This window comes from Kitasatospora cathayae, assembly GCF_027627435.1.
In the GTDB taxonomy this organism is placed as follows: Bacteria; Actinomycetota; Actinomycetes; order Streptomycetales; family Streptomycetaceae; genus Kitasatospora; species Kitasatospora cathayae.
In genome coordinates this window covers 680,089-694,672 of record NZ_CP115450.1, presented here as the reverse complement: position 1 = coordinate 694,672, position 14,584 = coordinate 680,089, and the positions used below count along the sequence as shown (strand labels likewise).

Annotated in this window: 12 protein-coding genes; 8 read left to right on the top strand and 4 right to left on the bottom strand. The window is 73.1% G+C overall.

From position 1 onward, the window contains the following. Positions 1-123: 123 nt before the first annotated feature. Together O1G21_RS03235 and O1G21_RS41670 are read left to right on the top strand one after the other, a co-directional pair. Entirely contained in the window at positions 124-834 is a 711-nt protein-coding gene (locus tag O1G21_RS03235) for a hypothetical protein (RefSeq protein WP_270140549.1), read from the top strand. A gap of 313 nt (positions 835-1,147) precedes the next feature. After that, on the top strand, positions 1,148-1,336 hold the full coding sequence (locus tag O1G21_RS41670) for a hypothetical protein (protein WP_405000580.1): 189 nt from the start codon (positions 1,148-1,150) through the stop codon (positions 1,334-1,336). Between the two features lie 199 nt (positions 1,337-1,535). Here O1G21_RS41670 and O1G21_RS03225 read toward each other — a convergent pair whose 3' ends face one another. Then, complete coding sequence (locus tag O1G21_RS03225; protein ID WP_270140547.1) at positions 1,536-2,813, bottom strand: MFS transporter; 1,278 nt, start codon at positions 2,811-2,813, stop codon at positions 1,536-1,538. Positions 2,814-2,869: 56 nt separating this feature from the next. Between O1G21_RS03225 and O1G21_RS03220 the strand changes: the two genes are divergently transcribed. Further along, positions 2,870-3,754: a winged helix-turn-helix transcriptional regulator gene (locus tag O1G21_RS03220; RefSeq protein ID WP_270140546.1), complete on the top strand. Its 885-nt coding sequence runs from the start codon at positions 2,870-2,872 to the stop codon at positions 3,752-3,754. Positions 3,755-3,828: 74 nt separating this feature from the next. Here O1G21_RS03220 and O1G21_RS03215 read toward each other — a convergent pair whose 3' ends face one another. Then, a complete protein-coding gene (locus O1G21_RS03215; protein ID WP_270140544.1) occupies positions 3,829-4,518 on the bottom strand; it encodes a hypothetical protein in 690 nt (229 codons plus the stop codon). 277 nt (positions 4,519-4,795) lie between these two features. Here O1G21_RS03215 and O1G21_RS03210 point away from each other — a divergent pair, with 277 nt between their 5' ends. Then, entirely contained in the window at positions 4,796-5,608 is an 813-nt protein-coding gene (locus tag O1G21_RS03210) for a thioesterase family protein (protein ID WP_270140543.1), read from the top strand. Positions 5,609-5,679: 71 nt separating this feature from the next. On the opposite strand, the gene O1G21_RS03205 is transcribed toward O1G21_RS03210, so the two are convergent. After that, positions 5,680-7,005, bottom strand: coding sequence for a radical SAM protein (locus O1G21_RS03205; RefSeq protein WP_270140541.1), 1,326 nt, complete (start codon positions 7,003-7,005; stop codon positions 5,680-5,682). Positions 7,006-7,636: 631 nt separating this feature from the next. Between O1G21_RS03205 and O1G21_RS03200 the strand changes: the two genes are divergently transcribed. Next, entirely contained in the window at positions 7,637-9,013 is a 1,377-nt protein-coding gene (locus O1G21_RS03200) for a family 2 encapsulin nanocompartment cargo protein terpene cyclase (RefSeq protein ID WP_270140539.1), read from the top strand. A gap of 67 nt (positions 9,014-9,080) precedes the next feature. Continuing rightward, positions 9,081-9,962 (top strand): geranyl diphosphate 2-C-methyltransferase, encoded by an 882-nt coding sequence (locus tag O1G21_RS03195; RefSeq protein ID WP_270150756.1) that lies wholly within the window; start codon positions 9,081-9,083, stop codon positions 9,960-9,962. Positions 9,963-10,050: 88 nt separating this feature from the next. On the opposite strand, the gene O1G21_RS03190 is transcribed toward O1G21_RS03195, so the two are convergent. Further along, positions 10,051-10,704, bottom strand: a complete 654-nt coding sequence (locus O1G21_RS03190; protein WP_270140537.1) for a dihydrofolate reductase family protein — start codon at positions 10,702-10,704, stop codon at positions 10,051-10,053. A gap of 331 nt (positions 10,705-11,035) precedes the next feature. Here O1G21_RS03190 and O1G21_RS03185 point away from each other — a divergent pair, with 331 nt between their 5' ends. Next, a complete protein-coding gene (locus tag O1G21_RS03185) occupies positions 11,036-12,121 on the top strand; it encodes a phosphatidylinositol-specific phospholipase C domain-containing protein (protein WP_270140536.1) in 1,086 nt (361 codons plus the stop codon). Between the two features lie 674 nt (positions 12,122-12,795). Continuing rightward, positions 12,796-14,409, top strand: a complete 1,614-nt coding sequence (locus tag O1G21_RS03180; protein WP_270140534.1) for a multicopper oxidase family protein — start codon at positions 12,796-12,798, stop codon at positions 14,407-14,409. Positions 14,410-14,584 lie beyond the last annotated feature (175 nt).

The window sequence follows — 14,584 nt, the reverse complement described above, 5'->3', positions numbered from 1 at the left end:
CTTCCGATCACCCGCGGTGACCGTGGAGTGCTCGTACGTGGCCCCACCGGGCTCGGCGCGCTGGGAGCGGCGGACTCTGCCAGGCTGAAGGGGAAGCTACCTCGACCGAGGAGGCCCGCACCCATGTCAGCGCAGAAGCCCGGGCCGGCCGGACGGCAGGCCCGCGTTGCCGCGCTCCGGGCCGCGGAGGCCCGTCACGCGCGGGCCCGGCGGTGGCTGGTGGGCGCAGTGATCGGCCTGCTCGTGCTCGTCGTGGTCGGCGGGATCGCCGTCGTGATCGCCACCAACCAGGGCTCCTCCGCGCCCAGCGGCGTCCCGGCGCAGCCGCGGACCACCGCCGAGGGCCGGACCACCCCGCCGCCCTGGGACGCCCCCGCCGACGTCGCCGCCGCCGTGAAGGCCGCCGGCCTGCCGATGCTCGGCGCCGAGGGCACGGCCGAGCACATCCACGCCCACCTCGACGTCTACGCCGACGGACGGGCCGTGACGGTGCCCGCGCTGGTGGGCATCGACGAGAGCGCCCAGAGGATCAGCCCGCTGCACACCCACGACACCACCGGCGTCATCCACGTCGAGTCGCCGGTGACCGCCGAGTTCAGCCTGGGCCAGTTCCTGACCGAGTGGCAGGTCTCCACCTCCGCCGACCACCTCGGCGGGCTGCGCACCGACGCCACCCACACCCTGACCGCGTACGTCAACGGCAAGGCGGTGAGCGGCGACCCGGCGGCGATCCGGCTGAACGCCCACGACGAGATCGCCCTGGTCTACGGCACGGAGGCCGAGAACGCCGCCGTCACGGTGCCGAGCGGCTACAACTGGCCGAGCGGTCTCTAGCGCTCCGCAAGCCGCTCGGTCAGGAACACCCGGCTGGTGCCCGGCGGATCGCACGGGATCTCGCCGGGCGTCGTCCATCTGCGGCAGGCCGCCCCGCCGCGCACGCTCGCGGCCTCCGGACGCAGGCACGCCCTGGCGCGGGCGCGGCTGTGCCACGACCACCTGGCCGACGCCTTCGGCCTGGCCGTCACCGACGCGATGGCCGGGCGCGGCCTGCTGGACTGGGGCCCGGAGCCAGGACTCACACCGGAGGGCCGGGCCTGGCCGGCCGGGCTCGGCATCGAGCTGCCCGGCGGACCCGCGGCGCCCGCCGGTGCGGGCCTGCCTGGACTGGACCGAGCGCCGCCCCCACCTGGGCGGCGCGGCGGGGGCCGCGCTGTGCGCCCACGCGCTCACCGCCGGCTGGCTGACCCGGGTCGACACCGGCCGCGCTCTCGCGGTGACCGAAGCCGGACGGCAGGCCTGGCAGGAGCACCTCGGCCTGGCGGCCCAAGACCTGTGACACCGGCTGCCGCCCCACGCCGAGCTCCGGCGGCGTACCGCGCGGGTTCGTGGAGCCAGCAGCTCGTCGCCGCCCTGGGACGGATCCGGGAACGGGACCGGGCCGACCGGCTGCCCCGTGCCCCTCAGGCGCCACGGCCACGGCCCCGGGCACGGACGCCCGGTCAGCGCGGGTGCCGGCCGGCGGCCGGGCGCAGGACTCAGGCCAGCTCGCGCATCCGGCGGATCGGGCTGGCCAGCAGGATCACCGGGCTCGCCGCGCTGACGATCGCGACCAGCAGCAGCGCCGTGCGCGGCCCCCAGGCCGCCGCGGCGGCGCCGGCGGCGAGGGCGCCGACCGGGATGGCGCCCCAGGAGACGAAGCGGACCGTGGCCATCACCCGGGGGAGCAGCTCCGGCGGGGTCTGGGTCTGCCGGTGGGTGCGGGTCACGATGCTGGAGACCACGACTCCGGCCGAGAACCCGGCGTTGCCGAGGGCGAAGACCAGCGTGCCCCAGCCGGATCCGGCCGCCGGGAGCAGCAGGGCGAAGACGGTGGAGACCACGGCCGCCCAGCGCAGCGCGGGCCCGCCACCAAGCCGCCGCACCAGGCGGGGCGTGGCGGCCGCGCCGAGCAGGCTGCCGAGGCCGCCGGTGGCCATCAGGGCGCCCACGGTGGCGGCCGGGGCGTCGAGGGTGCGGACCAGGAAGACCGGGGTGAGCGTCATCAGGCCGCCGCAGACGAAGTTGAGGGCGGTGGCGTCGGCGACGCAGGGCCGGATCACCGGGTGCCGGGCGACGAACCGCCAGCCCTCGCGGATCTGCTCGCGCATCCCGGCGCCGCCGGTCGGCCTGGCGGCCGGCTGCTCGGCCTGCGGGAGGCTGCCGAGCAGCGCCGCCGAGGCCAGGTAGCTGACCGAGTCCAGCAGCATCGAGGCCGCGCCGCCGACGAGCTGCACCAGTACGCCGCCCAGTGAGGGCCCGGCCAGGTCGGTGGCCGCGATGCTGCCGGAGACCAGGCTGTTGCGGGCGGTCAGCTGCTCCTTGGGGACGACGGTGGGCAGGAAGGTGGAGTTGCCGACGTCGAACAGGACGCTCGCGAAGCCGACCAGCAGTGCCACCACGACGAGTTGCGGCAGCCCCAGCACCCCGAGGGCGGCCGCCAGCGGGATCGAGGCGACGGCGGCCGCGCGGATCAGGTCCATCGCCACCTGGGTGCCGCGCAGCGGGAGGCGCTGGACCAGGACACCGGCCGGCAGTCCGATCAGCAGCCAGGCGACGTAGGCGGCGCCGGTGATCAGGCCGACCTCGAGGGCCGAGGCGTGCAGGGTGACGACCGCGATCAGCGGGAGCGCCACCGCGGTCACCTGGTCCCCGAGTCGGCTGACCGTCGAGGCCGTCCAGTAGCGCCAGAAGGCCGTCGCTCCGCCGGCGCGGCGCTTGCCGGGCCGTACCCCCTCCGCCGTTCCCGTCGTCGTGTCCACCGTCTCCGTCGTCACGTCCACCCCTTCGCTGCGACTGAGTTCCTTTTGGGAACTCACTATAATGGGTGATCATGCGGCACACGGAAGCGGCTGACCCCGACTGCGCGATCTCCCAGGCCCTGGCGGTGGTCGGGGACACCTGGACGCTGCTCCTGATCAGGGACGTCGCCGGCGGCACCCACCAGTTCGACGCGCTGCAGGACGGACTCGGCATCAGCCGCAAGGTGCTCACCGGACGGCTGAAGGCGCTGGTCGCCGACGGCGTGCTGGAGAAGCGGCTCTACCACCCCCACCCGCCGCGCTACGAGTACCACCTGACGGACCGCGGCCGCGGCCTGCTGCCGGTGCTGGTCGCCCTGCAGGACTGGGGCGGGCGCTACGTCCTGGGCGACGGCACGCTCACCGGCACCAGCACCCCCGACTCCGCCGAGACCCGCCGGGTGCGGGCGCTCACCGGCCACCGGCTGCCCGCCCTGGAACTCGACGCCGCCTCCGGCGGACGCGTCGACCCGGTCGCCGCGGACCGCGCCTGGACGGTGCTCTACTGCTACCCGGGCGCCTACGCCCCGGGCGGCCTGGACTACCCGCCCGGCTGGGGCGAGGTCCCGGGCGCGCCCGGCTGCACCCTGGAGTCCTGCACCTACCGCGACCGGATGGGCGAGTTCGCCGCCCGCGACACCGCCGTCCACGGCGTCAGCACCCAACGCCCGGACCAGCTGGCGGCGTTCGCCGAACACGCGCGGATCCCGTTCCCGCTGCTCTCCGACGCCGGACTCGAACTCGCCGCCGCCCTTCGGCTGCCGACCTTCCGCGCCGCCGGCGTCGAGCGCCTCAAGCGGCTCACCCTGATCCTCGACGCCGGGCGGACCGTCCGGGGCGTGCTCTACCCGGTCACCGACCCGGCGGGCTCGGTCGAGGACACCCTCGCCCTGCTCGACGGCCTCCGGGGCGAATGACGACGGGACGCCCCCGGCCCGGCCGGAGGCACACCCGTCCGAGCTCCGGCGCCAGGGGGCGTGTCAGACCCGCCCTACCGGCGACTCCGCCCGCGCGGCGAACGGCGCGCCGCGCCGAAGGTGAGCGCGGCCCAGAGGACGGCCAGAGCGCCCGTGACGTAGACCCCGGCGCCGTCGAAGGAGAGGTCGTCGTCCAGGGTGGCCGGCGGGGCCCAGCCGGCCGGGTCGGCGAGCACCGTCGTGGTGGTGCCGATGGAGGTGCCCGAGCAGCCGATGCCCCCGATGGTGCCGTGCGGCAGCGGACGGCCGTCCTCGCGCCGGATGCCGCAGGTCCAACTCACCTTGGCCGTCCTGTCCTTGCCGCTGTGCGCCGAGGTGACCACGACCGGGGTCCGCACCCCGCGGTGCGCGATCAGCTGGGCGCGGAGGGCGGGCGTGGGGATCGCCAGGAGCAGCACGCCCAGGAAGACGGCCGGCCAGATCACCCACCCGGTGCTTCGGATCAGCATCAGCCCGATGACGGCCGCCATCAGTACCAGGACGGCGAGGACCGTGCAGGGGGTCTGGTAGTCCGGGTTGGTGGCGACCGCGAGCAGTCCGATGATCAGCAGCGGCGCGAGCAGCCCGACCAGGAGCGCCGTGCGGCGCACCGTGCGCGGCGCGAGCTGGATGTCCTTGCCCGGGCGCCGGCGGACCGGCTTCGGCGGCCGGCGGACGCCCGCGGCGAGCGGTCGCTTCTGCTTCTTGTTCGGCCGCTTGGCCATGCTGCCCCCGGGTCGGTGGTTCCGTTCGTGCTCGCGACAGTGTGGCGGCAGCCCCCGACCCGGGGAAGATCGGGGTGCCCCCGACGGCGCCCGGGCGCCGCGCGCTGAACCCAGTACCGCCGCACGGGATGCGGCGGTATGGGGGTGTGAGGGCGGTGTGGGGCGCATCACAGCTTTCGGGCCCGTTCGGGCTCCTACGATCGTGATCGCGGACGTCCGCCACGAGCCCGGCGCCCGCCCGGCACCCCCCGCGATCCGGCCCGAGGAGAAGCGCACCTTGACCACCCCCACCGCCGCGCCCGACAGCTACTACCAGCGCACCGGCGAGCACAGCTACAAGCCGACCGCCCACGCGCAGGGCGCCTGGCACCCCGACGAGCAGCACTTCAGCCCGGTGGGCGGCCTGATCGCCCACGCGATCGACCGCCACCGGGCCGACCCCGCGGAGCGACCCGCCGACGGCCTCGCCCTGGCCCGGATCAGCTACGACATACTCGGTCTGATCGCTTTGGACGAGCTCGAGATCACCGTGGAGACCGTCCGCCCCGGCCGCACCATCGAGCTGGTGGAGGCGGTGGCCTCGGTCGGCGGCCGCGCCGTGGTCCGGGCCCGGGCCTGGTTCCTGGCCGAGCAGGACACCACCGCCGTCGCCGGCACCCACGACGAACGGCTGCCCGCGCCGGAGGAGTTCGAGCCGTGGGCGATGAGCGGGCCGTGGGGCGGCGGCTACATCGCCTCGATCGACGTCCGCCGCCGCTACACCGCCCCCGGCCGTGCCGCCGCCTGGATCGCCACGCCGCTGGAGCTGGTCGCGGGGGAGCCCAGCAGCCCGCACGCCTCCTTCATCGCCCTGGTCGACACCGCCAACGGCATCGCCGTGCGCCAGGAGCCCACCGAGTGGATGTTCCCCAACACCGATCTGACCATCCACTTCCACCGCCGCCCCGACGGACCGTGGACCGGTCTGGACACCAGCGTCACCTTCGGCCCGTCCGGCCACGGCGTGACCAGCACCGTGCTGCACGACGTGCACGGGCCGGTCGGCCGGGCCGAGCAGATCCTCACCGTCCGCCCGCTGTCCGGAAGTTGACGGAACGAGCGGCGCCATCCCCGCCGGGGGCGGCGCCGCTCGTTCAGCGGCAGTGATTCAGCGACAGGGGCTCAGCCCGGCAGCGAGTCCATGAAGGAGCTCACCGAGAACACCGCCTTGCCCGGCCCGGCCGGACCGTAGCCGGGCGGGGAGGAGAGGCCGAACTCCTCCAGGGTGGCCCGGTAGGTCCGCAGCAACCGGATGTGGTACTCCAGCGGCGCGCCCTGCGGATTGGCCTTGCCCAGCGGGGTGGTGGGCTCGGGGCACCAGGTGGTGAAGCGCGGCACCACGCCGTGGGACATGAAGAAGCGCAGCCCCTCCCGGGTGGAGGCGATCGCCTCGTCGACCGTGGTGAAGCCGAAGGGCTCGGCCATCTCCACGCCCGCCACGAAGTTGGGGATCACGTTCTCCGGGCCGAACACCTCGGTGGAGTCGAGGATCCGGCGGTGCCACTCGTCCCGGCCGACGTAGCGCTCCTTGCCGGGGCAGTAGAGCTCGAACAGCCGCTTGTCCCACACCTCGAAGTTGGGGTGGTAGATCCGCACCCCGTAGTCGTGGAAGCGCTGGACGTCCTCGCGCGGCAGCGCCTGGGCGACCACCTTGCCGATCCAGCGGCCGGGGAAGCGCTCCTCGATGGCCTTGGCGTACTGGCCGTAGAAGTCGGCCTCGTCCCGCCCGCCGACCTGCGAGGTGATCGCGCCGCCGGTGAGGGTGTACGCCTGGGAGGCCCGGGCGGTGTCGTGCCGGTCGATCAGCTCCAGCGCCTCCAGCACCTCCTCGACCGGCTTGACCCCGGTGTACGGGCGGCCGGCGGCCTTGTGCTGGCGCCAGTTGTGGTTGATGTCGCAGTACTGGCACTCCTCCTTGGCGCCGAAGTACTGGCAGACCCGGAACACCGTGAGGTAGATCAGGTAACCCCACTGGATGGTCGGCGCGACCTCCATCACCGACTTCCCGTTCGCCAGGGTGTGCCGGTAGTAGTCGGGCATCGGCGGCAGGCCGACGTCGGCGATCCGCGCGCCGTCCAGGTAGAGGCCGAGCGCGCCGTCCTCGCCCGCGCGGACCCGGTACGGCGAGTCCGGGTTGACCCGCACCGACACCACCGTGCGGCGCAGCCCGTACGGCCCGCCGGTCAGCACGATCTCCTCCGGCGGCCGGTTCAGCGCGGCCGCGCCGAGCTCGGGCAGGGTGCGGTGGTCGAAGGAGAAGATGAAGTACGACTTCGGCTTGACCTCGCCGCCCCCGTCGGCGCCGGTGCTGCCGCTGAGGGCGGACTCGTCGAAGGCCATGCCGCCGCGCAACAGGTCCTCCTTGATCACCGCCTCGCGGGGTACGTCGGGGAAGCGCTCCATGAGGTCCTCGACGACTGCGGTCCGGCTGCGGGCCTGGCTCTCCATGCGCTGCTCTTCCTTCCTGGCCCCGTTCCACTCACGGCGCTGCGCCCATTCTTCTCCCCCTTACGCGGGTGGACCGGACAGGCCCGCCCGGCGGAACAGGCCCGCCCGGCGGCCGGGGTCGGCCGCCGGGCGGGAGTCCTGGCGGGGAACCGGACGCGCTAGCCGCTCACGCCGAGCCGGGCGGCGGCGGTGCCGAGCCCGACCGGGCCGCGCAGCAGCCGGGCGGGCAGGGTGGTGCGGGTCGCGAAGTTCACAACGCGGCCCGTCGGAGCGGGACATGGGTGAGGTTCACCGGGTTGACGCGACATGCGGGCAGGTCGGATCCGCCGGCTCGGGGCCGGAGTGCCCAGCGGCGGGGTGGACCGATGCATGACGGGAGCACGGTCAAACGCCGTCGGCATGAACGTTCACCCTATCGGGTGTAGAAGATCGTCCGTGGCGATCCGGAACGCGCTTTCGCGCCTACGGTTGGGAAGCGAGCGAGACGGGGCCCGCGGCGTGGAGTTCCCCTTCGCGGCGGGCGAGATGACGATCCGTCACATCATGCGATCCCTCTCAGAGGAGGCTCCATGCCCCTGCGCACCAGAACGGGCACAGCACCCGGGCCCGCCCCCGCCCCGGCGGTGGGCCCATGAGCTCCCCGGCGATCGAACGGATCCTGCGCGGGCCCACCGGACTGGGCACCGCCGGGCTGCAGTTGAGGCCGCAGATCCCGGCGCCGGAGACTCCTGGTCCGAACGTTCCGGCGCCGGCGCTCCAGGCACCGGAGGCCCCGGCCCCCGCGGTCGCGTCCCCCGAGGTCTCGGCCGCCGAGGCCGTGGTGACCGAGACCTCGGTGGTCGAGGTCGTGGCACTGGAGGCCCTCACGGCCAAGGCGGCGACGTTCGAGGCGGCGGTCCCGGACGTCCGGTTGCCCTCTCTCCCCGGTCCGTCCCTCCCGATTCCGTCCCTCGCGATTCCGTCCTTTCCGGGCCCGGCGGCCGTGGCCCCGGCCGCCGCCGCGGCGCCGAGCGGCGGTAAGCCGAAGCTCGGCGACCCGATCCCCGGTCTCTACCACCACCCGATCGCCGAGCCCGACCCGGTCCGGGTGGAGGCGCTCAGCCAGAGGATCAAGGCCTGGGCGATCGACGAGATCGAGCTCTACCCGCCGGAGTGGGAGAAGGACTTCGACGGGTTCTCGACCGGGCGCTACATGGTGGCCTGCCACCCCGACGCGCCGAGCGTCGACCACCTGATGCTCGCGGCCCGCCTGATGGTCGCCGAGAACGCGGTGGACGACTGCTACTGCGAGGACCTCGGCGGCTCGCCGATCGGCCTGGGCAGCCGCCTGCTGCTCGCCCACACCGCGCTGGACCCGCTGCACACCACCCCCGAGTACCACCCGGCCTGGGAGGCCTCGCTCTCCGAGGACGCGCCCCGGCGCTCGTACCGCTCCGCGATGGACTACTTCGTCCGCGCCTCCACGCCCTCCCAGGCGGACCGCTTCCGGCACGACATGGCGCGGCTGCACATGGGGTACCTGGCCGAGGCCGCCTGGGCCGAGACCGACCACGTCCCGGAGGTGTGGGAGTACCTGGCGATGCGCCAGTTCAACAACTTCCGCCCCTGCCCGACGATCACCGACGCCGTCGGCGGCTACGAGCTGCCCGCCGAGCTGCACGCGCTGCCCGCCATGCAGCGGGTGATCGCGCTGGCCGGCAACGCCACCACGATCGTCAACGACCTGTACTCGTACACCAAGGAGCTCACCGGCCCCGGGCTCCACCTGAACCTGCCGGTGGTGATCTCCGAGCGCGAGGGCGTCTCGCGCAAGGAGGGTTACCTGAAGGCGGTCGAGGTCCACAACGACCTGATGCACGCCTTCGAGGCCGAGTCGGCCGCGCTGGCCCTCGCCTGTCCGGTACCGACCCTGGTGCGGTTCCTGCACGGGGTGGCCGCGTGGCTGGCCGGCAACCACTACTGGCACCAGACCAACACCCACCGGTACAGCCTGCCCGACTTCTGGTGATCCGCCAGGTCCGGAGGCCCGCTGACTCTCCGACGAACACCCTTTGATAATCCTGGAGTTGACCAATATGTCCCTGACCGACGACATCACCACCACGCCTGGCAGCGCCATCCCCGGCCCGGCGACTCCGTACCAGGGCGACATCGCGCGCTACTGGGACCACGAGGCACGCCCGGTCAACCTGCGCCTGGGCGACGTCGACGGCCTGTACCACCACCACTACGGCATCGGCGAGATCGACCAGGCGGCGATCGGCGACCCGGCCGACAGCGAGCGCGAGAAGAAGGTCATCGCCGAGCTGCACCGCCTGGAGTCCGCCCAGGCCGACGTCCTGCTCGACCACCTCGGCGACATCAGGGCCGAGCACACCCTGCTCGACGCGGGTTGCGGCCGCGGCGGCTCGATGGTCATGGCCCACCAGCGCTTCGGCTGCCGGGTCGAGGGCCTGACCCTCTCCACCCAGCAGGCCGACTTCGGCAACAAGCGCGCCGCCGAGCTGGGCATCGGCGAGTTCGTCCGATCCCGGGTCGCCAACATGCTGGACATGCCCCTGGAAAGCGGCTCGGTCGCCGGCTCCTGGAACAACGAGTCCAGCATGTACGTCGACCTGCACGACCTGTTCGCCGAGCACTCCCGGGTGCTGGCGGTCGGCGGCCGGTACGTGACCATCACCGGCTGCTGGAACCCGAAGTACGGCCAGCCGTCGAAGTGGGTCTCGCAGATCAACGCGCACTTCGAGTGCAACATCCACTCCCGCCGCGAGTACCTGCGGGCGATGGCCGACAACCGCCTGGTGCCGCAGGCCGTCATCGACCTCACCCCGGACACCCTGCCCTACTGGGAGCTGCGGAACACCACCTCGCTGGTCACCGGCATCGAGGAGGCGTTCATCGAGTCCTACAAGGACGGCTCCTTCCAGTACGTGCTGATCGCGGCCGACCGGGTCTGACCCGACACCGTCCCGGACGGACGGGCGGCCTCCCCGTACCCACGCGGGGAGGCCGCCCGTCGGCCGTCACACGGCGCGCCGTCCGCCGTCACTCCCCGCGGTGGCGGGTGAGGGTGAGGTGGGTGACGCCGCTCGGGCCGGTCACCACCTCGGTGTCGAAGCGCTGCTCCAGCCCTTCGAGTCCGGCCCAGAGCGACTCGCCCCGCCCGAGCACCACCGGCACCACGACCACGTGCAGGTGGTCGATCAGGTCGGCCTCCAGGAAGGCCCGGACGGTGCGCGGGCCGCCGCCGATCCGGACGTCCTTGCCACCGGCCGCCTCCCGGGCCCGCCGCAGGGCCTCCTGCGGGGTGGCGTCGATGAAGTGGAAGACCGTGCCGCCCGCCATCTCCAGGCTGGGGCGCGGGTGGTGGGTGAGCACGAAGACCGGGGTGTGGAACGGCGGGTTCGGCCCCCACCAGCCCTGCCAGTCCTCGTCCTGCCAAGGCCCGCGCTGTGGACCGAACTTGTTGCGGCCCATGATCTCCGCACCGATGTCGTCGCCCCAGGTGCGGGCCATCGCGTCGTCCACCCCGGTGTCGCCGCCCTCCTGGCCGTGCATCCGCCGGAAGGTGCGGGTGCCGAAGAACCAGCGGTGCAGCCGGTCGGTGGCGTGCCCGAAGGGGTTCTCCAGGCTCTGCCCCTCGCCGGTGCCGTAACCGTCGAGGGAGATCGAGAAGTTGTGGACCCGGACCAGGGACATGGTGCTGCCTCCACTGCTCTTCGCTGTCTGCGGCTGCTCGCGGGCCGTCCGCCACCGCTTCCGGCCGTCCGCTCGCGGGCCACGCTAGCGCCCGGCTCCGACATCCTGACGTTCCGTCACCGGCAGGTCGTGGCGGCCGTCCCATTCGGGGGAGGTCGGGACGGAGGTGAGGGAACCGTCACGCTATTGTCGTGCCTTCTTCACGAGGTGCACGCCCGGCCGGGCGATGCTGCCTCAGGCGGCGCGCACGGGCGGCCGCCGTGACCGACACCGGGGGGATCTTCCGATGACCGCACGCCGTTCGAACTCAGGCCGGACAGCCGTACGCCGCATGACCTCAGGCCGTACGGTCTCGGGCCGTACCCTGGCCGGCCTCCTGGCCGCAGGCCTGCTCACCACCGCGGCCGCCCTGCTGCCGACCGCGGCCCCGGCGGCCGCCGACACCGGCAGCGGCGACCTGCCGTTCGGCTCGGCGACCACCGTCGGCCTGCACAACACCTACGACCCGGCGGCCTACCAGTACCTCGCCCAGAGCCTGGACACCGGCACCGGCATGATCGAGCTGGACCTCTGGACCGACGTCATCACCCACGAGTGGAAGGTCAGCCACTCCAACCCACTCGGCAACTCCAACAACTGCACCGCCGCCGACACCCCGAGCCAGCTCTACGGGGGCGGCACCAACAAGAACCTGGAGCACTGCCTCGACGACATCCGGGTCTGGCTCGGCGCCCACCCGGGAGCCGGACCGCTGGTGGTCAAGCTGGAGCTGAAGGGCGGCTTCGCGGCCAACCTCGGGATGGGCCCGGACCAGCTGGACACACTGATCGCCGCCCACCTCGGCGACGCGGTGCTGCGCCCGGCCGACCTGCTGGCCAAGCCGGGCGGCGGCTCGTACGCCAGCGTCGACGAGGCGGTGCGGGCGGGCAACTGGCCGAGCCGCTCGGCCCTCGCCGGGCGGGTGCTGCTCTACGCGATCCCGGGGACGGTCGAGGAGAACAACCCCTTCGACACCCTGCACACCGACGTCGAGTACGGGCGGCACCTGCGCGACCTGGCCGCGGCCGGCCGGATCGGCCAGGCCCAGCTGTTCCCGGCCGTGCACGGCGCGGCGGCCGGCGACCCGCGCAGCAAGTACACCGGCTCGGACGCCGGGATCCGCCCCTGGTTCGTGGTCTTCGACGGCGACGCCGCCACCTACCTCAACGGCATCGACACCGCGTGGTACGACCGTTCGCACTACCTGCTGGTGATGACGGACGCCCAGAACGTCGCGCCGCAGATCAGCGCCACCACCCCGACCGTCGACCAGGCGCGGGCCCGGACCGAGCAGCTGGCCCGGGCGCACGCCAGCATCGTGTCCAGCGACTGGCGCAAGCTCGCGGCGGTGCAGTCGCTGGTGCTGCCGCGCGGCTGACGCCCCGGGGCCCGTCGGGCCTCGAACCGGACGCCGGCCGCCCACCGCGCAGGGCGGCGGTCGGCGGCCGGCACGGTCCGATTCAAGCCGCCGCCCTCCGGGCCCCGGCCGCCGGAAGCGGCCTGCGCCGGCACTGCTAGGAGGAGGAGCGACTCTCCGGACCGAACCTGCCTGCGCCCTTCATCTGCTGCCCGACCTGACCTGCTGCCCGACCTGACCTGCTGACCGTCAGCGACCGAAATCACCCGGATGCTCGCGGTCGCCGCGGCCTACCGGCAGCTCGGTGTGGACGAACCCGCCTGACCACTCCGCTGGCTGACGGGAAGTCAGCCGGGCGGCGATTCGAGGTCGTCGATCGGCACCGACCAGGAGGTGTGGTCCCGGCGGACTGGCAAATATGATCCATCCGGCGGGGGCTCGCCGGGCGATGTCGGAGTGGATTCCCGACGGCGCCACCGAACTCGTGACACGGGTTGGAGCCGACGGGCGGTAGGCGCCCGAACGGTACGGCGGTTCCGGGGAACCGGGTCGGCTGTGGAGTGCTCCCGACCTACGGGGGTGGGTGGGAGCACCCGCTGTCGGCCTGTTGAGGCCTTGTCAGGAACCGGTCAGACGGACAGGCTGTGTGACCAGTTCAACCAACCCTCACTGACAAGCTGAACAACGGAGATCTGATGTCCCACGACATCGAAGCTCCGGTCGACCCCGATCGGCAGCAGATACGCCGCACCCGGCGGGTCATCCACGTGATGACCGCGGTGGCGGTCCTCCTCTCGGCCGCCCTCGGCGCCGAGGCGATGGCGGCCCCGCCCGCCGACGTCGCGCAGCCGCCCTCGACGGCCGACCAGGAGCACGGCATGCGGGCAGGCATGCCGTTCCAGGACCCGCCCGTCGCGGACGCCACCGGCGACGAGAACGTGACGATCACCCTGGACGCCACCCGCAGCCGGTTCGACGTCTCCGGGCGGGAGGTCTACGGCGCCTCCTACACCGGCTCGTACGTCGCCCCCACCCTCCACACGGCCCCGGGCTCGACCGTCACCGTCCACCTGGTCAACCACCTCCCGGTGGCCACCAACCTGCACTTCCACGGGCTGCACGTGTCCCCCGAGGGACAGTCCGACGACCCGTTCCTGTGCGTCGCGCCCGGCGCCGACACCACCTACCGGCTGGCGATCCCCGCGGACCACGCCCAGGGCACCTTCTGGTACCACAGCCACGCCATGGGCACCAGCTGCCCCGCGCCGGGAGCGCCGGGAACGTCGGGATCCTCGGACATGACCGGGATGACCGACATGACCGGTGACGTGGAGAACCAGATCTTCGCCGGCCTCTCCGGCGCCCTGATCATCGGCGACGACCGCACCCTGCTCCCTGCGGACCTGCGCAAGGTCACCGCGCACACCCTCGTGCTCAAGGACGTCCAGCTCGACCCGACCGGGCACATCCTGCAGAACACCGGCACGGCGTCGATCGACTCGAACAACCCGACCGTGCGCCTGGTCAACGGCCGGCTGCGGCCGGTGCTGTCGATGCGGCCGAACGAGACCCAGCTGTGGCGCCTGGTCAACGCCGGGGCCGACATCTTCTACCGGCTCCAGCTGGACGGCTACCGCTTCACCGTGGTGGGGGAGGACGGCAGCCCGGTCGCCCGGGTGACCACCGCGGACAACCTGCTGCTGCCCCCGGGCAAGCGCTACGACGTGCTGGTCACCGCCGGCCCCCGCCCGGCCAGGGCGACCCTGCGCACCCTCGCGTACAGCAACGGCCCCCAGGGCGACGCCTACCCCGACACCGAGCTGGCGACGATCAGGGTCACCGGGGCCCCGGTCCACCGACGTCCGGCCGTCACCGGCGCCATCCCGACCGCCCCCGCCGACCTCGCCGCGGAGCCCGTGGCCCAACGGCGCACCGTCGCCCTGTCGGAGAGCGACGACGGCAACACCTTCTACATCAACGGCCGGCAGTTCACGCCGGACAGCTCCGTCTTCGACACCCCGGCGAAACTCGGCACCGTCGAGGAGTGGACCATCGTCAACCGTTCGGGCGAGGACCACCCCTTCCACCTCCACACCAACGCCTTCCAGGTGCTCTCCGTCAACGGCACCCCGCACCCCTACACGGGCCGCCAGGACACCGTCCCGGTACCGCACGCGGTCGACGGCGTCGCCGGCAAGGTGGTCATCCGGGTCGCCTTCGCCGACTACCCGGGCAGGTGGATGTTCCACTGCCACATCGCCGCCCACGAGGACCACGGCATGATGAGCTTCCTCGACGTGGTCCCGTAGACGGGGTCCGACCTGCGGAAACACCCGCAGGCCTTACCGCGGAACCAACGGTTCCACCAAGGCTGGGGACCTGATCGACCATCCGGAGTCAGCAAAAGGGCACCCGGCCACGGCGTCGACCGGGGACTACTTTTCTGGCGAGGAGGACCGCGCGATGATCGTTCTGCCCGGCAGG

Excerpts from the sequence above, each read along its gene's own strand:
- O1G21_RS03235 (WP_270140549.1), top strand. The coding sequence starts at position 124 with ATGTCAGCGCAGAAGCCCGGGCCGGCCGGACGGCAGGCCCGCGTTGCC.
- O1G21_RS03220 (WP_270140546.1), top strand. The coding sequence starts at position 2,870 with ATGCGGCACACGGAAGCGGCTGACCCCGACTGCGCGATCTCCCAGGCC.
- O1G21_RS03215 (WP_270140544.1), bottom strand. The coding sequence starts at position 4,518 with ATGGCCAAGCGGCCGAACAAGAAGCAGAAGCGACCGCTCGCCGCGGGC.
- O1G21_RS03205 (WP_270140541.1), bottom strand. The coding sequence starts at position 7,005 with ATGGAGAGCCAGGCCCGCAGCCGGACCGCAGTCGTCGAGGACCTCATG.
- O1G21_RS03200 (WP_270140539.1), top strand. The coding sequence starts at position 7,637 with ATGAGCTCCCCGGCGATCGAACGGATCCTGCGCGGGCCCACCGGACTG.
- O1G21_RS03195 (WP_270150756.1), top strand. The coding sequence starts at position 9,081 with ATGTCCCTGACCGACGACATCACCACCACGCCTGGCAGCGCCATCCCC.
- O1G21_RS03190 (WP_270140537.1), bottom strand. The coding sequence starts at position 10,704 with ATGTCCCTGGTCCGGGTCCACAACTTCTCGATCTCCCTCGACGGTTAC.
- O1G21_RS03185 (WP_270140536.1), top strand. The coding sequence starts at position 11,036 with ATGACCTCAGGCCGTACGGTCTCGGGCCGTACCCTGGCCGGCCTCCTG.
- O1G21_RS03180 (WP_270140534.1), top strand. The coding sequence starts at position 12,796 with ATGTCCCACGACATCGAAGCTCCGGTCGACCCCGATCGGCAGCAGATA.